The organism is Capnocytophaga sp. oral taxon 902, assembly GCF_013394735.1.
In the GTDB taxonomy this organism is placed as follows: Bacteria; Bacteroidota; Bacteroidia; order Flavobacteriales; family Flavobacteriaceae; genus Capnocytophaga; species Capnocytophaga ochracea.
Genome location: NZ_CP058261.1, coordinates 1,375,563 through 1,393,540, shown reverse-complemented (window position 1 = coordinate 1,393,540; position 17,978 = coordinate 1,375,563). Strand labels below are relative to the sequence as shown.

The 17,978-nt window shown below is 34.9% G+C and carries 16 protein-coding genes and 1 pseudogene; 2 read left to right on the top strand and 15 right to left on the bottom strand.

Features of this window, described 5'->3' with window-relative positions:
* Positions 1 to 53 precede the first annotated feature (53 nt).
* Positions 54 to 2,063: a conjugal transfer protein MobC gene (gene mobC / locus HW278_RS05920; protein ID WP_178977233.1), complete on the top strand. Its 2,010-nt coding sequence runs from the start codon at positions 54 to 56 to the stop codon at positions 2,061 to 2,063.
* Positions 2,064 to 2,117: 54 nt separating this feature from the next.
* Here mobC and HW278_RS05915 read toward each other — a convergent pair whose 3' ends face one another.
* A complete protein-coding gene (locus HW278_RS05915) occupies positions 2,118 to 3,050 on the bottom strand; it encodes a hypothetical protein (RefSeq protein ID WP_178977232.1) in 933 nt (310 codons plus the stop codon).
* A gap of 200 nt (positions 3,051 to 3,250) precedes the next feature.
* Between HW278_RS05915 and HW278_RS12890 the strand changes: the two genes are divergently transcribed.
* Complete coding sequence (locus HW278_RS12890) at positions 3,251 to 3,367, top strand: DUF4372 domain-containing protein (RefSeq protein ID WP_178977231.1); 117 nt, start codon at positions 3,251 to 3,253, stop codon at positions 3,365 to 3,367.
* A gap of 283 nt (positions 3,368 to 3,650) precedes the next feature.
* Here the strand turns inward: HW278_RS12890 and HW278_RS05905 are convergent, their stop codons facing one another.
* From HW278_RS05905 to HW278_RS05840, 14 genes and pseudogenes are all read right to left on the bottom strand, one after another.
* A complete protein-coding gene (locus HW278_RS05905; RefSeq protein WP_178977230.1) occupies positions 3,651 to 4,544 on the bottom strand; it encodes a hypothetical protein in 894 nt (297 codons plus the stop codon).
* Positions 4,545 to 4,549: 5 nt separating this feature from the next.
* Positions 4,550 to 5,398, bottom strand: coding sequence for a hypothetical protein (locus tag HW278_RS05900; RefSeq protein WP_178977229.1), 849 nt, complete (start codon positions 5,396 to 5,398; stop codon positions 4,550 to 4,552).
* Positions 5,359 to 5,958, bottom strand: a complete 600-nt coding sequence (locus HW278_RS05895; protein WP_178977228.1) for a hypothetical protein — start codon at positions 5,956 to 5,958, stop codon at positions 5,359 to 5,361. Before HW278_RS05895 ends, HW278_RS05900 begins: the two co-directional genes overlap by 40 nt.
* Before the next feature lie 2 nt (positions 5,959 to 5,960).
* Positions 5,961 to 7,907: a phospholipase effector Tle1 domain-containing protein gene (locus tag HW278_RS05890; protein WP_178977227.1), complete on the bottom strand. Its 1,947-nt coding sequence runs from the start codon at positions 7,905 to 7,907 to the stop codon at positions 5,961 to 5,963.
* 14 nt (positions 7,908 to 7,921) lie between these two features.
* A complete protein-coding gene (locus HW278_RS05885; protein ID WP_178977226.1) occupies positions 7,922 to 9,061 on the bottom strand; it encodes a DUF2931 family protein in 1,140 nt (379 codons plus the stop codon).
* A gap of 4 nt (positions 9,062 to 9,065) precedes the next feature.
* Positions 9,066 to 10,205, bottom strand: coding sequence for a DUF2931 family protein (locus HW278_RS05880; RefSeq protein WP_178977225.1), 1,140 nt, complete (start codon positions 10,203 to 10,205; stop codon positions 9,066 to 9,068).
* Between the two features lie 4 nt (positions 10,206 to 10,209).
* Positions 10,210 to 11,348 (bottom strand): annotated as a pseudogene (locus HW278_RS05875) (DUF2931 family protein).
* A 4-nt stretch (positions 11,349 to 11,352) separates the two neighbouring features.
* A complete protein-coding gene (locus HW278_RS05870) occupies positions 11,353 to 12,477 on the bottom strand; it encodes a DUF2931 family protein (RefSeq protein ID WP_178977224.1) in 1,125 nt (374 codons plus the stop codon).
* Between the two features lie 2 nt (positions 12,478 to 12,479).
* Positions 12,480 to 14,384, bottom strand: coding sequence for a type VI secretion system Vgr family protein (locus HW278_RS05865; RefSeq protein WP_178977223.1), 1,905 nt, complete (start codon positions 14,382 to 14,384; stop codon positions 12,480 to 12,482).
* An 82-nt stretch (positions 14,385 to 14,466) separates the two neighbouring features.
* On the bottom strand, positions 14,467 to 14,862 hold the full coding sequence (tssD, locus tag HW278_RS05860; RefSeq protein WP_095900710.1) for a type VI secretion system tube protein TssD: 396 nt from the start codon (positions 14,860 to 14,862) through the stop codon (positions 14,467 to 14,469).
* 92 nt (positions 14,863 to 14,954) lie between these two features.
* Positions 14,955 to 15,341, bottom strand: a complete 387-nt coding sequence (gene tssD, locus HW278_RS05855) for a type VI secretion system tube protein TssD (RefSeq protein ID WP_009411177.1) — start codon at positions 15,339 to 15,341, stop codon at positions 14,955 to 14,957.
* Between the two features lie 51 nt (positions 15,342 to 15,392).
* The gene (gene tssD, locus HW278_RS05850; protein ID WP_009411176.1) at positions 15,393 to 15,779 is read right to left on the bottom strand and encodes a type VI secretion system tube protein TssD; all 387 of its coding nucleotides are present in this window, start codon (positions 15,777 to 15,779) and stop codon (positions 15,393 to 15,395) included.
* Positions 15,780 to 15,917: 138 nt separating this feature from the next.
* Complete coding sequence (locus tag HW278_RS05845; protein ID WP_178977222.1) at positions 15,918 to 17,285, bottom strand: DUF5458 family protein; 1,368 nt, start codon at positions 17,283 to 17,285, stop codon at positions 15,918 to 15,920.
* 32 nt (positions 17,286 to 17,317) lie between these two features.
* On the bottom strand, positions 17,318 to 17,758 hold the full coding sequence (locus tag HW278_RS05840) for a hypothetical protein (RefSeq protein WP_002682314.1): 441 nt from the start codon (positions 17,756 to 17,758) through the stop codon (positions 17,318 to 17,320).
* Between the last annotated feature and the right edge of the window lie 220 nt (positions 17,759 to 17,978).

The following is a 17,978-nucleotide window of genomic DNA, read 5'->3' as shown; positions in this document are numbered from 1 at the left end:
AGCTGACACAGCTAAGTATAAAATATTGATAAACACTAAAAACAGAAACAAATATGCAAAACGATGATGATTTAAGAGCATTAGCCAAGATAATGGCGTTTATGAGAGCCGTAAGTATTCTCATAGTACTAATGCACCTCTATTGGTATTGTTATGGCTTTTTCCAAGGCGAAAAGTGGATATTAGCCGTAGTAGATAGAATCCTGACCAACTTCCAACGAACAGCAGGACTGTTCTCTCACCCGCTATACACCAAATGCTTTGCCCTCCTGCTCTTAGCCCTGAGCTGTTTGGGAACAACAGGCGTAAAAAACGACAAAATTACTTGGCGAAAGATTTACATCGCTCTGGGGGTAGGAGTAGCCCTCTACTTTGGCAACTTTTGGATTTTGTACTTGCGACTTCCTGCTTCAGTGGTTGCCTTTTTTTATATCCTTACCCTATCTTTGGGCTACATAGCGCTCCTTATGGCAGGTTCGTGGATGAGTCGCTTGTTAAAAGATAACCTTTTAGATGATATTTTTAACAATGAAAACGAGTCGTTTATGCAGGAAACTCGACTGATGAAAAACGAGTATTCTGTGAATCTACCTACTTTGTTCTACTACCGCAAGAAGTGGAACAAAGGCTGGATCAATGTGGTAAATCCCTTTCGGGCAACCATAGTGCTGGGGACTCCTGGTTCTGGTAAGTCTTATGCCATTGTGAACAACTATATCAAACAACAGATTGAGAAAGGTTTTGCAATGTACATCTACGACTTCAAGTTTGATGATCTCTCTACTATTGCCTATAATCACCTACTAAAAAACTTAGACAAGTACAAGGTAAAGCCCAAGTTCTATGTGATAAACTTTGATGATCCTCGTCGCAGTCATCGTTGCAACCCTATCAACCCAAACTTTATGAGTGATATTTCCGATGCTTACGAGTCTGCTTATACCATTATGCTCAATCTCAACCGATCGTGGATTCAAAAGCAAGGTGATTTCTTTGTGGAGTCACCTATCATTCTCTTAGCGGCTATCATTTGGTTTTTGAAGATTTACAAAGAGGGTAAGTACTGTACCTTTCCACACGCCATCGAGCTATTGAACAAGCCTTATGCTGATGTCTTTACCATTCTCACCTCGTATCCTGAACTTGAGAATTACCTATCGCCTTTTATGGATGCTTGGCAAGGAGGTGCACAAGACCAATTACAAGGACAGATAGCCAGTGCTAAAATTCCTCTCTCCCGAATGATTTCGCCTCAACTCTATTGGGTAATGACAGGTGACGATTTTTCGTTGGATATCAATAATCCTAAAGAGCCTAAAATCCTTTGTGTAGGCAATAATCCTGATAGACAAAACATTTACTCGGCAGCTTTGGGTTTGTACAATTCACGTATTGTAAAGCTCATCAACAAGAAAGGACAGCTCAAATCCTCTGTGATTATTGACGAGTTGCCTACGATTTATTTCAGGGGGTTAGACAACCTGATAGCCACAGCCCGAAGTAATAAAGTAGCCGTTTGTTTAGGCTTCCAAGATTACTCACAGCTCACTCGTGATTATGGCGATAAGGAAAGTAAGGTGATACAAAATACTGTAGGGAATATCTTTAGCGGACAAGTAGTAGGGGAAACTGCTAAAACCCTTTCTGAACGTTTTGGAAAGGTATTGCAGAAAAGGCAATCTACTACTATCAACCGCAATGACACCTCTACCTCCATATCTACACAACTGGATAGTTTGATTCCTGCCAGCAAAATATCCAATCTTACTCAAGGGATGTTTGTAGGAGCTGTTTCTGATAATTTTGACGAGCGTATCGAGCAGAAGATATTCCACGCTCAGATTATAGTAGATAATGAGAAAGTAGCTGCCGAGACCAAAGCCTACCAGAAAATACCTCAAATCCTCTCCTTTGAAGACGAAAACGGAGAAGACCAAATGCAACAACAAATACAAGCTAATTACAAACAAGTAAAAACCGACATCATCCAACTCATCACCGACGAGCTCACCCGCATTGAAAACGACCCTGAATTAGCGCATTTAATAAGGAAAGAAGAATAAATGAAGAAAACTGCTAAATATTTTAAGATGTTTAGCAGTTTTTTATTAGTTAAATCAGTCTTTCAAGAACTCCCCGACCATTATTCTTCCTCCTCCTTTGTCTTTTTCAGAATTTCTATATACTCCTCCTTTTAATACGATATATCTGTCTTTATAATAAGCAACAGGACGGGAAGCTGCAAAAAAATTATCAGCTTCATAAGAATACCAATTTTTCCCTTTATCAAAAGAGTAATTTAGTGTTATATAAGGAGTGGAAGATTTGTAATAACATATAAAATCTTTATATTTATAGTATTTTATTTCTTCTTCAGATTCAGTATATATTTCTCTTTCTTCTAAATTATATAAAGTAGCTTTATCTTTAAAAAAATTAAATTTCACCAAAAAAATATCGTCATTTTTCACTAACAAAATATCATAATTTTGAGACAATACTTTTACTTCTTCCTTTTGGGTAAGAAGATTGTAAGTGTATAAGTTCTTATTTTCCACATAATATAATGTATTATCTGAGTGTAATTGGTATTTTTTATGTTGCCAATTTTCAGGTATATTATACATTTTATGTGTCTCTATATCTGTAAATTTAGAAATATCATAAGATTTACATTCTAAGATTTTCCCATTAAAAACTCCATAAGAGAAAAGAGATTCATCATATTCTCCTATTTTTTCATATTTCAAATTTGAATTATTTAACAAATAAACATTTCTTTGATTATCTGTTTTCTCAGTTTCAATTAAGCAATATTTTTTAGTTACTGAAATGAAATAAATACTTTCATTAACAAATTCTATTTTGTGATATGTTTCTCCTAAGTCTTTTGATATAAAAATAATACCTGTCCTAGAAGGAGTACCTATCCCTTTAAAACCTGATAAAATTAATGTATTTTCATCTACAAAATAGAACTCTTCGAATTCTATATCATAAGAATTTATATCAAATTCTTCATAAATATCTGTAATTGCAATCCATTTCATATCTTTCTTTATTGAGTTTGTACATTGACATAATAGTATAAAAAGTATGTAAATAATATTTTTTTGTATCATTTTTCACTACTGTTCAATTAAAATTAACAATTTTTCTTTGAAATAATTGAAATATAGTTAGTTATATAGTATTTTTGAGTCAACGGATTTGATTTCACACCTTCGCAGAACATCATAAGAGTCTGCATGTGCATCAAGATAAATTTATTTTCGCTCAGTTAGTCTCATTTTTTAACAGAAATTATTTTAATTATCTAGTTTGTAAGTATGAGGATGATAAGTATATAAAGTCCTTTAGCTTTTAGAATCAGTTACTTACACTAATGTTTGGTCAACTTAGTAATCATGAAAATCTTTGTGACCTGATAGGAGACTCAGTATCTCGTTGACTGATAAAACTCTTTTGAGAGAACTTTTTGACAACACTATATTCGATAATGACAAAGGATGAAATAATTCAAGTGAACCGCTATTATTTAATTTTTATTAATGTCATTTTTTAGTGGACACTAGTGATCATTTTTTAAATTCTAGGAAATTTAGGGAACTTGGGAATTGATGGAACCTTGATAGTTTTCATAACAGGTATTACTGTTTTATCCATAATTTTTTTATCATATCATTAAAAATTTTTCTTAAGGTAGATTTTGTTATTTCTTTATAATTCAATTTTTGAGCCATAATAAATACTTGTCTCCAAGTAGCCGCACCTAAAAATTCTTTTGCATCGGGAGTTGAAATGATTTTTAATAAATCGTGTGCGGAAAGTTTCGACATCTCTTCTGGATTATATGCGTCTGGGTGTGTGGCAAAAGCAAATTCTTTAAATCGTTCATTATCTAATTCTATATTTGAGTAATAATTATAAATATTTTTTCTTATTTTTTCTTTTTTTTCTTTATCTGACAAAGTGAGTTTTTCCCAAATAGACAGAGAGAAGTTATCATTAAATTTATTTTCTATAATATCAGGTTCCATTGTATCATCATTTTTTGCTACATATCTTCGAAATACAACACCTTCTTCCATCAAATTTTGTAATCTATTTTTAGCTCTTATTAACCATTCTTGCCCTTCAGTAGTTAAATTATAATATAAAACCGTCGAAAATCGTACACAATATTTAAAACCATAACTAGTAGATGGGATTGGTTTATATTTATTTCCTTGTTTTTCATATATTTCTACTTTTAAACTAATATCTTCCATTTCTTTTGTAAGAGAAGGAGTCCACCACTCCTTAGTGTCATTTATTAAAGACCAAGAAGATATTTCTCTCATTTCACCAAAATAATATACAGGAGGCATATGTTTACAGTTTTTATGTCTTTCCATAAAGTCCTTAAAACGTTCTATATAATAATTGCAATCCCCCATTTTTTCACTTAGAGAAGTTGGGTTTTTATTACAATCATTAACCTCAAGAAAGGTTTTTTTTGTTTCTCCTAAGCTTGTTTTTAAAGTAAATGTTGTTTTGTTCATAACTATTAATTTAAAGGTTCTACAACTTCTAATTCTACGATTTCTTCGTTACTCTGTACTAAATGGTCTTTGAGTACATCTTTTTCAAGTCTTTCACCATTGAGCAGGTAATCTGCTTTTTCATTATTCATATCTACAGATATTGTTTCTCCTATATACCCCACTGTTTTTATATGTAAATATACAAATGTACCATAATCAACATCTTCTAAACAATTATTATGTTTATCTGTTAAATAAAAATCAATCACTTTAGGAGTTGGGATATATTCTGGCATAGGCATCCCTATAGTATCTATGTTTTCAGGGACATTTATTTGTCCTGAATCTATGAACTCTATTTTACCACTTTCAATAGGGGCATTGGCAGGGGGCATTTTGCCTGTGCCCATAATGGTAGATTTTTTAATAAGAGCTAAGTTATCTTGGTATTTGGCTGTTCCAATATCTTGCCATTGTGTTAGAGACAATAGTTGAAATCCATCCATAAAAGAAAAGTTTGCAGGACTTTTTTCTATTTCAGTACCTACAGTTTTACTTTGGATGGTAGGGGTGTCACTTAACACTTTAAATGTTCCTATATGAGGACCGAATTTCACCTTGGCTCCATTAATAACAAAAAGTTGGTCTTCTTGAGCTTTATCTTCCTTTTCTTGTTCTTTCTCAATAGCTTCCATTCTTTTTTGGTTACGCTGAGCTACAACTTGAGAAGCTCGTTCCTCTTGTTGTTCTGGAGTTGCTTTACCAATGGTAATGATTTCAGCCTCTTCACGTTCCTTTTCTTGACGCTTTTTATTATTCTTCTCTAAATTGTCTATGTATTTTTGTTGTTTATTTCCAAAGAACCAAGCCATAACAATGAGTATTTTAAATTTGTGTTGTTATTTATTTCATTTACAATAGATTCTATAAGAATACTATTTCTATATTCAAGTAGGTCTTCACCATTGCGAATTACTTTGTCTTCCTCTTTGGGATGTCCATTAAAAAGTAATCCTAACATATTATTTTGATTAAGGAAAGTAATAAAACCTTGTTCATTCTCTAATAGGTTATTAATAGAAGCGCAATAGTTCTCTATTTCATAACCTTTATGATTGGCAGTAATAGATAGTTGTATCTTTTTCCATTTGATTTTAATAGCAGAAAGATTGAATACTTTGGCTATTCTATTTTCTTCATTGATACCTACTTCTAAATAATTGAAAGTAGAGGCTATTTTTCGCAATAAAGTATTTATTGTATTTTCTTCAGGAAATAGATACTTTATAGTCATTACTTGGTAATAAGCTAAATTTGCTTTTTTACCTAAATACCAAATCTCTATAAAACGTTTATAAGTATCCTCTTGAGCATAAGGCGTAGTATAATCCTTAGTTACAACACTTTCTATGAGATATTTTTCATTTTTCATCTCTAATATTCTTTGCGTTTTCTATCAGAAGTTGGTTGCATACCAAACCAATCTCTATTAGCTGACCAGTGAAGATATTTATTGCGGAGGATTCTTAAAACATCCTGTGTTTCAATGATTGGGTTTCTTTTATATACTTCTTGTAAAACTTTTGCGTAATTGATTTTTGGCTCACTATCAAAAGTAACTGTTTTTTTATAAGTACCTCCTTCTAGAAGCATCATATTTTGATCTTCTTTTTTTATCTTTTCCTGTTCTTTTCGTCTTTTGCTTTTAATTTCATCAATTACTTTTCTCCCTTCTTCCTGAAGTAGTTTTTTTCTTTCTCCATCAGAAATAAATCTCCACTCTTTTTCTTCTTCTGATCTTTCCTCTTCTTTTTTATTCTCATCTCTAAAGACATATTTCCTCAAACGTTCTTTAACTTTTATGAGTATTTCGTCTTGAGGATCAGAAATAGGATAATCAGTAACAACATTTTTACTAATTACATTTGCATAGCTATTCCCTAAAAACTCATTAAAAAATTGCTGCATAAAATGTAGAGGGATATAACTATATTCTTTTCGTAAAAAACGAGTGCCTGAAAGTTTGAAATAGCTCTTATCAAAACTTTGATCCAATTGATCTTCCTTATACCAATGTTCTAAAATAAGATACTGTTGGAATACGTCTAAGTATATATGATTAATAATATTAGTAATATCATAATCAATTTCTATTTCATCAACATACTCAGTACCTGTTTCATAAGCACCTCCGATATCACAATGCACTCCAGGAAAAGCCTTTTCTATACAATTACGTTTGGGATTAAGAAGTATTTCTTCTGAGAAATGGGTTAAAGCAAAGTTTTCACGATGTTCATCCATTGCTGTAAAATGAACTGCTTTTTGGAATTTACCCAAATTATTGAGCTGTAGTTGTTCTACATCATCTTCAAAAAAACTTTTTTTACTATGCTGTATCCCTTTATCAAGTAAGTTAAGCCCGCTTATATTTCCAAATTCTTCATAGGAAGAAACAGTGTCATAAATCCCTACAAATCTTATCTCTAACCTTATCTTATCTAATATTTTAGGATTTATTCCTTCTTTTAATAGATAGTATCCTAAGTAGCCATATTTAGGCCATTTACCTTCTTCAAAGAAATCTATATTTACTCTTACCTTATCCTTATCATAATAAAAATAAGCATACTCATTATAACCATAACGATTACCCTCATTATATAGTCTTCTCCCCGTTTTTTCAAATCTTTTATCTAATTTAGCATCTTCTTCTCTTTTATTTGAGATATTTACTTCATAGAGGAAATTACGTGCTGCTGCAGCCCCTCGACTAAAGCCAAACACATCTAAGGTAAGTTCTATGTTCGTTCTTCCTCTAAATAACAACTTACTTTTTATTTTTTCAGCTAACATTTTACACCCTTTGCGTACTTTTCCTCTAATACCTGTATCTCCTGATCCAAATTGGAAGCCTGCACTTATATCTTTTTGCCTATCAAGAGAACCAATACCTTCTATATAAATAGCATAATCTTCATTACAGCATTTCCACATACGGGCTACATTGGTATAATCGTTCATCAGACTATTATCAACCCCTTGTTTATCTAACCAATTTCTGCTATCTGCCCGACGATAATCTGTAATATCAGTTTTGTTTTCTACATTTTTTTTGTCGTTATAAGGAATCATAAACTCAAAAAAACTCTCGGAAATTCTATTTCTTCGATATTTCAACTCTCCTTCCTTTCTTTTTACCTCTTTTTCATCATCTGAGGGAAGAATTTTAAGATCGTTTTGGTTGAGTACTTTTAAGCGTAAATCTGTATTCTCTTTGTTGTTGAGAGTACCATCAAAGAATAATCCAAACTCTAAGCGAATAGTTTCCCCATCTATCTCTTTGGGAGCCCCTGAGTTATATACAAATGTCTGTGTCATAGTTAAATTAGTTTTTATTCAAAAGGAGTGGGCTTATATACGGCTTTTTCAGACACTTTAAAAACTTCAACTGTTTTAGGTTCTAAAAAAGTTTGTTTACCATTATCGCCTATCAACTGAAAGGTGAGGTAGGTATTGGCGCGATTTACCCGAATGTCCAAATGAGCGGTTACTTTATCAGCATCTTCTCCAAAAACTTTTTTGTAAGCAGCTACTACTGCTTCCCAATCAAAACTTAGTTCTGCTAAGTATTTTTGTCCATTTTGAGTTTTGTAGTAAAATAACAGATTCTTAAATAAAGGGCGTTTTTGAATACTTTCCTCTAAGTAAAAAATATCTTGTTTGCCCATAAAAGAGGTAAATTTGGTATATAAGGTAGTTCCTGCTTCCCCATTCCAATAACGATACCCTACATCACCCATTTTTCCTTCGGGAACTTCAAAAGTAGAGAACCATTGGTATTGATGGTCTCTATAACTATCCCATAAGTCAAAGGGGATGGGCTTGTTTTTATTGGCTTCGCGTACTGCTTTAGGAATTGTTAAATCACTATTTAAAACCTCTTCTCTATCTTCTTTGCTAAAAATGAGGCGTTCGTGGCTATCTAACCCAGGAGGCTCTTTCAAATCTATTTTCTCAGCTTGGTATCTTCCTATTTCAGTAATTTTAAAATAGGCGTTACCAACCCATAACACTACTACCCCGCCAGGAGCTATACCTACTACTACCGTATTATAAGTAGTGTGTTTTACCTCCCCATTAGGCAATCTTTCTTCATAGCCTTCTCTAAAGAGTTTTTCTATCTTTTCGTAATCAATAGCTGTTTTGAGTCTATAAAAGCAATCCTCTTTATAGGAGAGCCATACCATATCTACGCTTTTAGGTAGTTTATCCATTGAAAGGCTTTCATATCCATAAGCATTTCCCCAATCGGGTTCTTCTTTTTTAGTGTACAACTCTCTTACAATGGGTCTTCCTCCTACCATAGCGGCATAAAAACGTATAGGGTAGCCTATAGGAGTATTTACTGCTATGCCCCATTCATATTCTTGTTCGTTCATATTCTTATTACTGTTGTTATGGTTTTGACAGCTAGCGAGCTGCAGGGTTAAGAGTAAAAATAATAATGGTTTTATTACAAATTTCTGTGGCATATTTTTAATCTAAAGGGGTAGGAGGAATAATATCTTCCTCTGTAAATTTTGAAATTTCTAATGTTTTAGGTTCTAAAAAAGTTTGTTTGCCATTATCACCTATCAATTGAAAGGTGGGGTAGGTATTGGCGCGATTTACGCGAATATCTAAGTGAGCCGTTACTTTATCGGCTTCTTTTCCAAATACTTTTTGATAAGCTGCTACTACTGCTTCCCAATCAAAACTTACTTCAGCCAAATATTTTTCTCCGTTTTCTGCTTTATACCAAATTACTAATTCTTTGAATAAGGGACGTTTTTGAATAGGTTCTTCTAAATAGAAGAAATCTTCTTTACCCATATAGGAAGCGAAATCAGTATACAAGGTAGCACCAGCTTCTCCATTCCAATAGCGGTAATTGACATCACCTATTTTTCCATTGGGAATTTCATAGACAGGGAACCATTGGTATTGATGGTTTCTATAACTATCCCATAAGCCAAAGGGGATGGGCTTGTTTTTATTGGCTTCTCGTACTGCTTTAGGAATTGTTAAATCACTATTTAAAACCTCTTCTCTATCCTCTTTGCTAAATATAAGGCGTTCGTGGCTATCTAACCCAGGAGGCTCTTTCAAATCTATTTTTTCTGCTTGGTATCTTCCTATTTCAGTAATTTTTTTATAGCCTCTACCTACCCATAGCACTACTACACCCCCAGGGGCTATGCCTACCACTACTGTATCATAAGTAGAGTGATCTACTTCTCCATTAGGCTCTCTTTGGTCATAGCCTTCTCTGAAGAGTTTTTCTACCTTTTCGTAATCAATAGCGGTTTTGAGTCTATAAAAGCAATCCTCTTTATAGGACAGCCATACCATATCTACGCTTTTAGGTAGTTTGTCCATTGAATGGCTTTCATAGCCTAATGCACTCCCCCAATCGGGTTCTTCCTTTTTAGTGTACAACTCTCTTACAATGGGAGTTCCTCCCACCATAGCGGCATAGAAGCGTATAGGGTAACCTATAGGGGTATTCACCGCTACGCCCCAATCGTATTGTGGTTCGTTCATATTCTTATTATTGCTATTATGGTTTTGACAGCTAGCGAGCTGCAGAGTTAAGAGTAAAAATAATAATGGTTTTATTACAAATTTCTGGGGCATATTTTTAATCTAAAGGGGTAGGAGGAATAATATCTTCCTCTGTAAATTTTGAAATTTCTAATGTTTTAGGTTCTAAAAAAGTTTGTTTGCCATTATCACCTATCAATTGAAAGGTGAGGTAGGTATTGTTGCGATTTACGCGAATATCTAAGTGAGCCGTTACTTTATCAGCTTCTTTTCCAAATACTTTTTGATAAGCTGCTACTACTGCTTCCCAATCAAAACTTACTTCAGCCAAATATTTTTCTCCGTTTTCTGCTTTATACCAAATTACTAATTCTTTAAACAAGGGGCGTTTTTGGGTAGGTTCTTCTAAATAGAAAAAATCTTCTTTGCCCATATAGGAGGAAAAGTCAGTATACAAGGTAGTGCCTGCTTCTCCATTCCAATATCTTACCCTAACATCGCCTATTTTTCCGTCGGGAATTTCATAGACAGGGAACCATTGGTACTGATGGTCTCTAAAACTATCCCATAAACCAAAGGGGATGGGTTTGTTTTTATTAGCTTCACGTACCGCTTTAGGAATTGTTAAGTCACTATTTAAAACTTCTTCTCTATCCTCTTTGCTAAATATAAGTCTTTCGTGGCTGTCTAACCCAGGAGGCTCTTTTAATTCTATTCTTTCAGCTTGGTATCTTCCTATTTCAGTAATTTTTTTATAGCCATCTCCTGCCCATAGCACTACTACGCCCCCAGGAGCTATGCCTACCACTACCGTATCATAAGTAGAATGATCTACTTCTCCATTAGGAAATCTTTCTTTATAGCCTTCTCTAAAGAGTTTTTCTAGCTTTTTGTAATCAATAGTTGTTTTGAGCCTATAAAAGCAATCTTCTTTATAGGATAGCCATACCATATCCACACTTTTAGGTAGCTCGTCCATTGAATGGCTTTCATAGCCCAAGGCATTACCCCAATCGGGTTCTTTTTTTCAGTGTATAATTCTCCTGTAATGGGTCTTCCACCTACCATAGCGGCATAAAAGCGTATAGGGTAACCTATGGGGGTATTCACCGCTACGCCCCAATCGTATTGTGGTTCGTTCATATTCTTATTACTGTTGTTATGGTTTTGACAGCTAGCGAGCTGCAGGGTTAAGAGTAAAAATAATAATGGTTTTATTACAAATTTCTGCGGCATATTTTTAATCTAAAGGGGTGGGGGTTATAAAATTTTTATCGGAAAGCTTATAAAATTTTAATTCTTTAGGTTCTAAAAAAGTTTGTTTGCCATTATCACCTATCAATTGAAAGGTGAGGTAGGTATTGTTGCGATTTACGCGAATATCTAAGTGAGCCGTTACTTTATCGGCTTCTTTTCCAAAAACTTTTTGATAAGCTGTTACTACTGCTTCCCAATCAAACCAAACTTTTGCTAAATATTTTTGTCCGCTTTCAGCTTTGTAAGAGATAACTAATTCTTTGAATAAGGGACGTTTTTGAATAGGTTCTTCTAAATAGAAGAAATCTTCTTTACCCATATAGGAATTAAAATCGGTATACAAGGTAGTGCCTGCTCCTCCATTCCAATAGCGATAGTCTACATCACCTATTTTTCCATTGGGAATTTCGTAGATAGGGAACCATTGGTATTGATGGTTTCTATAACTATCCCATAAGCCAAAGGGGATAGGTTTGTTTTTATTGGCTTCACGTACCGCTTTAGGAATTGTTAAGTCACTATTTAAAACCTCTTCTCTATCCTCTTTGCTAAATATGAGGCGTTCGTGGCTATCTAACCCAGGTGGCTCTTTCAAATCTATTTTTTTTGCTTGGTACCTTCCTATTTCTGTAAGAGGAAAATAACCATACCCCACCCATAACACTACTACGCCACCGGGAGCAATACCCACTACTATAGTATCATAGGTTTTATGTCTTACTTCTCCATTAGGGACTCTTTGATTAAAACCTTCTCTAAAAAGTTTTGCTATCTTTTCGTAATCAATAGCCGTTTTGAGCCTATAGAAGCAATCTTCTTTATAGGATAGCCATACCATATCTACGCTTTTAGGTAGTTTGTCCATTGAAGTGCTTTCATAACCAAAAGCATTTCCCCAATCGGGTTCTTCTTTTTTAGTATACAACTCTCTTACAATGGGAGTTCCTCCCACCATAGCGGCATAAAAACGTATAGGGTAGCCTATGGGAGTATTCACCGCTACGCCCCAATCGTATTGTGGTTCATTCATATTCTTATTATTGTTGTTATGGTTTTGACAGCTAGCGAGCTGCAGGGTTAAAAATAAAAATAATAATGTTTTTTTCATAGTTATCCTTTATTTACCATAGCATCAATCTTACCTAACACCTTAGAAACCCCCGCACTTTGTATAGTGATATTTCCTTTTTTTGCTGTATGGGTAGTATCTGCTGTGTTTTCTACCAAATTACCTTCAATATCTATTGTTTTAGCTCCTTGTACTGTCTGTTTGTAGTCCTTAGATTTAAAGCTATGATTATTAACAATTTCTACACTATTGTTATTCTGTACTGTAGTGAACATATCATTTCCTACTTCCATAATACAATTAGTTCCCGCTTTGATATTTACATTTTCTCCCGCTGTAAAACTAATATTCTTAGGAGCACTTACATTGATATTTCCTTGTCCATCCATTAGGTAAGTATTACCACTGGGATCTTCTATAAATACACTACCTTCCCCATCATTGAGAATGATTTTAGTACCTGAGCGGGTGTGTATCACTTTCTTGTCGTTGCCTGCTGTATGGTATTTACTGTATTCCTTACCGTTGTAGTTGCTGCCTACTACAAAGGGGCGTTCGGCATTTTGGTCTTCAAAATCAACCCATACTTCTTCGCCTATTTCGGGGATGAAGTAAAAGCCTTTGCCACCTCCTGCGTGGGGTTGTACTACGCGTATCCAAGGGGTTTTGGTTTGGTGTTTTTCTTGCCATATAAATTGTACACGCACACGTCCCCAACCTTCGGGGTCGTTGTTGTCAATCACTCGTGCTGGTTGCTGTTCGGCTCTCGGGAGAGCTTGTTCATCGTAATAATAGGCTACAAATACATCGGGAATGGCTATAAATTCGTTGTAATAGTCTCCTTCGCCTTGATAGTGGGTTACGTCTATCACACGATAGGTTTCCATCGGCAAATCGTTGATGTCCTTGAGTTTTACAAAGCCCCCAATGCGCACGTGTGGGTTGCGACTCTTACCTCGCACTTGCATCAGCTGTTCACGTTTTTCTTTCTCTCTTTGTACGGCTTCTTTTAGGTAATCACCTCTAAACTCATCGGGCAACGCTCCATAAGTTTGGTCGGTGGTTTTGGCAAATACTTTCTCTGAGGCTTGAATAGCAGCAAACTGAAAAGGATTTTCTTTGTATTGTGGTTCTGTTTGCTCGCTACCTTTGACCTCTGTTCTGGTCATTTGTGAGTTGTAGGACAGGTAATTGAACTTTTGAGGTTTGAGCATCAGTTCAAATTCTACCTCTGAAAGATCGCCTCCTTCGTAGAGGGTTACCGTTTGTTGTGCCCTGCTGCCAAAAATGTATTGTGTGCCATTATAGTAGAAAAACTCACCATAACGTTTGGCAAGGCGTTGGATAAACTGATAGTCGGATTCGTTGTATTGTACAGTATAAGGGATTTTTTCTTCGTTGTTGATAAGACCCTCTATGTGGATTTGTGATTCTTGTGGGTATTCGGCTGTAGCTTCAGCGATGATTTCGGGGAGGGTTTTGTTTTCGTACGATTGACAGGTTTTGCCTCCGTCTAACACTATACTGGGCGCATAGCCTGAGATGTGCAGCGTGCCATAGCCTCCTCCTTCGTTTTTCTTGTTGCATATATTGGCTATAATCCCTTTAAAAGAATAAATGACACTTCCAAATTGATGAAAATGAATGGTGATATTTTCTCCCAGAAGGTCTTTGGAGTTTTTCATCACTTGCCCTTTGAAGTCGTCAATGGCTGTATCGTTGACAATAATGGTAAACTCATCGTGGGCATTGGTGTGTTGGGTAAGGTGTGTTTCAAAAGTAGCGTTATCTAAAAAACCTTTGTCATTGATAGTAAGGGTAACCATCACTACGGGATTGGTTTTGTCTACCAAAAAGTCTTGAAAACTTCTCACCGATGCAAAATGAGCGATATCATCGGGGTGATTGGTGCGATAACCTGTGAATTGTTCATCATTTGTACTCATAAGATTCTCTTTTAAAAGGTAATTTTAGTATAGTATTAAGTTCATACAGTGTAAATTAGTTTATTTTACAATAGAAAAGTTTTTATAGCGTCATTTTCCATTGCTTTTCAAAGGTAATTCCACTAGTGATAAGTTGTTGTGCTGATATAATGAGTTCTATTTGTAAAGGGTCGGAACTATCAGCATTAAAATCTTCTATAAAGTTCACACAAAAAGCTTTTTTGAATACAAGCTCTTTGAGCTTACTCATAGCATCGCGACGATAGTAAATAATCTTACCATCTTTGGTCTCGTTGTTATCTTTCATCCACTTAAAGAAATCAGGTTCTCCTGTACTTTCTAAACGAAGATGTATTTCGCCTCCTTCGGGCATTCCTTTGGGTAATCCTGTTTTATCTCTATTTTGAGTAAGTTCATATCTACAAGAGAGTACATTGTAGGTTTTTCCGTCTAATTCTAATTTAACTTTGAAAGACATATTCTATTTATTTTATGGATTATACTTAAATTCTGTTTGTTTTTTACAAAAATTGGGCAGCACTCTAAAGCGCTACCCAATTTCCATAAGTTTTACACCCACTCATTTTCGTAAGCACCTGTACCCATTTCTAATTTCCTTGCAGAAATAGTAAAGGATTCTGTGAGGGGTTTTTCTCCTGAGGCATCAAAATGCTCTCGATGTTTTACAAGGTAAGCCTCAGTGAATTTCAATTCTTTTAGGGTAGCTTCACTGTCTCTTTTTAAGAAAGTGATACTACCATCTTTACGTTCAAAAGAATTGGTCATCCACTCGAAGAAGTCGGCTTCTCCTGTGCTTTCCACTACTACATCAATTTTTCCACCACGTGTAACGGTAGAAGGACGACCTGTTGCATCTGTTTCTTGGAACAATGCATAACTTACGCTAAGAACATTATATTCTTTGCCGGCTACTTTAAGTTTGGCTTTGAAAGACATACGTTTAAAAATTTAAAAGATTAATAATTACATTAAAAAATCAAAAGAAGATTACACCCATTCATTGGTATGTTTGGCTGTACCCATTTCAATCTCTTTAGCAGAGAGTGTAAAGGTTTCTGTCAGCGGATTATCACCTGCTGCATCGAAATCTTCTTTGTACTTCACGATGTAAGCTTCTTTAAATTTCAGCTCTTTCAAAGTAGCCTCACTGTCTCTTTTGAGGAAGATGATGCTTCCATCCTTGCGTTCGAAAGAGTTGGTCATCCACTCAAAAAGGTCGGTATCACCTGTGCTTTCCACAGTGATAGTAATTTTGCCACCTCTGGTAACCGAAGAAGGTCTACCTGTGACGTCGGTCTCTTGTAACATTCCGTAGTCCACGGAAACGATGTTGCGTTCTTTACCAGCAACATTCAGTTTGCATTTAAACGACATAATTAAAATAAATTAAAATTTAATACTCAATAATACCAATTATGGAAATATATATATAAAATGTCTCCAATGCCTTATGTTGGAAGTCTAAACCTTGTTTTATTGTTTAAGGTGAATCATCCCTTCATAAGAGGTACTTTACTTTTGTTCATATTCAGTATCCCATTCATTAGCATCAGTTCCCTTGTGTCCATCCATTTTGATAAGGAAGTTTTTAGCAGGGAAATAAGGTTTCATATGAATGTCTAAATAGATTCTGTCTTTTTGTTTAGGGTCTTGTTCAAATCGTCTTATCTCGAAATTCTCAATAAGGTTTTTAGGACCTGTAATACTATCCAAGAATTGGACTATTTGGTTCATAATATCCTTACGAGTAGTAGCTGTAAAATTCTCAAAAGCTCTACGGTTAAGGAAATCCATTAGTACTTTGGTCACATAGTCGAACACACGTACTACAGAATACGTTTGTAGTCCTAAGTTATCTCCATTGAACAATGTTTTGCCAGAGAAAGCCATTACTTTTCCGTATTCATTTACCATAGGGATAAGTCCTAAACTTTCTAAGTTGGCTATTTCGCTTTTCTTCAAGTCGAAACGGACGCCTTCTACTTCGTTGATACCTCCAAATTTCTTTCCTGCAGTTACCTGAGACATCAATGTTTTGTAGATTTTTCCAGCTAAAGCGGCGGAAGGAGGGACAAACAAATCGGTTGTTTCGCCTATTTCATTGAAACGACCTCTACCTACTAGCCAGTTGCAGGTCATTAGTACATTGGCACGATACACATCGCCACCTGTGAGGTTTGCTTCGTCGAACATCTCCATTACATCATCGGGTTCATCTAAGTGTTCAAAGTCAGTAACGAGCATTACTTTGTTTTCGTGAGCGATTTTTGCCCATTTTTCGACTACCATATTAGAGCCTAAATAACCTGGAATCACTAACAAGCCATAGTTATTTCTAAGGTCTAAACGGTCGTAGTTATCGGAAAGTTCGGCGTGTATGGTATCAATAAAACGCGTGTTATCAAGGTCTTTGAGTTGCTCTAAGGAAGCGTTCATCACTGTAATGTTTTTGATTTTGTCTTCCTCAGTATTTTTGTAGAACAAAGCTATGGTTCGATAGTTTGTTTCTAACTCACGAGTAGCCTCTACAGCATTGTATAAGTTTTTAGAAAGCAACTCTTCTGCTGATTTTTGTTGGTCTTCGCAGTGAGATACCATTTCTACCAAAGAATCGCTTTGTTTTAGTACACTTGCCCAAAGTTCTAATGTTTTCTTTAGGGTATCTCTTTCTTTTTGCTTGCTACTTTCGGTAAGGAATATCTTTCTACGAGCATTCCTATCAGGGTTTACATTTTGTACATTTTCTATGGAGGCTTCTAACAAATCAAACCCTCCATAACGCACTAATTTATCTAATGACTTTTCTAATGAAATAGGTGATTTCTTAACAGATTCTTGTGCTTGTGATGCTGTATTTACTGTTTCTACTTTATTTGACATCGTTTCAAATATTTAATTGGGAATTTAAAGAATTAACTCAACTCAGCTATTAGAGCTTCTAATGTATCTTGTAAGGCTTTTTTAGCATCAGGATCTTCCAAGGCTGCTTTAAGGAGTTTGTTTGTTTTGAGTTGTTTGATTATTTTCTGATATTGGTCTTTTTCTGTAGCCAATCCCGTAAGGAAAGCGCTTTGGGCTGTAATTCCTTTAGTGCCAAAATCTCCCAAGTTTTTAAAAGTCAATTCTTCTACTTTGGTAGCTCCTTCACTGTCTTCAAAATCTACTTTCATAGTAGGCTTGAAGTGCTCGAATACCTTGTCTAAGGTATTGAGACCTTCCACTAATTCGGGTTTTACGGGGTTTTCTGCACTGAGCTTTTGAGCTATCAATGTGCGGTTAGGAGCTATTTCCAAAATAGCTTCACTAGCGTCTATAGGCACTTCATTGCCTCCTATTCCTTTGTTTGTTAGCATTGAATAATGTTTTTAAATTTTTACCAAACTTTATTACGCGACAAATGTAGTTAAAATTAAAATACAATGCAATTTTTTAATCAAATATTTTTCAAAATATTTTTAAAACATATTTTAACTACTTGTAAAACAAATAAATGTGTTTAATTATTTTTAGATAAGAAAAGGAAAAAGCACCTAAAGAAGATGCTTTTTTTGATATATTCCTATAAAAGAAATG

What these genes read in the sequence shown, in the direction of transcription:
- mobC (WP_178977233.1), top strand. Translation starts at nt 54, where the DNA reads ATGCAAAACGATGATGATTTAAGAGCATTAGCCAAGATAATGGCGTTT.
- HW278_RS05915 (WP_178977232.1), bottom strand. Translation starts at nt 3,050, where the DNA reads ATGAAATGGATTGCAATTACAGATATTTATGAAGAATTTGATATAAAT.
- HW278_RS05905 (WP_178977230.1), bottom strand. Translation starts at nt 4,544, where the DNA reads ATGAACAAAACAACATTTACTTTAAAAACAAGCTTAGGAGAAACAAAA.
- HW278_RS05900 (WP_178977229.1), bottom strand. Translation starts at nt 5,398, where the DNA reads ATGGCTTGGTTCTTTGGAAATAAACAACAAAAATACATAGACAATTTA.
- HW278_RS05895 (WP_178977228.1), bottom strand. Translation starts at nt 5,958, where the DNA reads ATGAAAAATGAAAAATATCTCATAGAAAGTGTTGTAACTAAGGATTAT.
- HW278_RS05890 (WP_178977227.1), bottom strand. Translation starts at nt 7,907, where the DNA reads ATGACACAGACATTTGTATATAACTCAGGGGCTCCCAAAGAGATAGAT.
- HW278_RS05885 (WP_178977226.1), bottom strand. Translation starts at nt 9,061, where the DNA reads ATGCCACAGAAATTTGTAATAAAACCATTATTATTTTTACTCTTAACC.
- HW278_RS05880 (WP_178977225.1), bottom strand. Translation starts at nt 10,205, where the DNA reads ATGCCCCAGAAATTTGTAATAAAACCATTATTATTTTTACTCTTAACT.
- HW278_RS05870 (WP_178977224.1), bottom strand. Translation starts at nt 12,477, where the DNA reads ATGAAAAAAACATTATTATTTTTATTTTTAACCCTGCAGCTCGCTAGC.
- HW278_RS05865 (WP_178977223.1), bottom strand. Translation starts at nt 14,384, where the DNA reads ATGAGTACAAATGATGAACAATTCACAGGTTATCGCACCAATCACCCC.
- tssD (WP_095900710.1), bottom strand. Translation starts at nt 14,862, where the DNA reads ATGTCTTTCAAAGTTAAATTAGAATTAGACGGAAAAACCTACAATGTA.
- tssD (WP_009411177.1), bottom strand. Translation starts at nt 15,341, where the DNA reads ATGTCTTTCAAAGCCAAACTTAAAGTAGCCGGCAAAGAATATAATGTT.
- tssD (WP_009411176.1), bottom strand. Translation starts at nt 15,779, where the DNA reads ATGTCGTTTAAATGCAAACTGAATGTTGCTGGTAAAGAACGCAACATC.
- HW278_RS05845 (WP_178977222.1), bottom strand. Translation starts at nt 17,285, where the DNA reads ATGTCAAATAAAGTAGAAACAGTAAATACAGCATCACAAGCACAAGAA.
- HW278_RS05840 (WP_002682314.1), bottom strand. Translation starts at nt 17,758, where the DNA reads ATGCTAACAAACAAAGGAATAGGAGGCAATGAAGTGCCTATAGACGCT.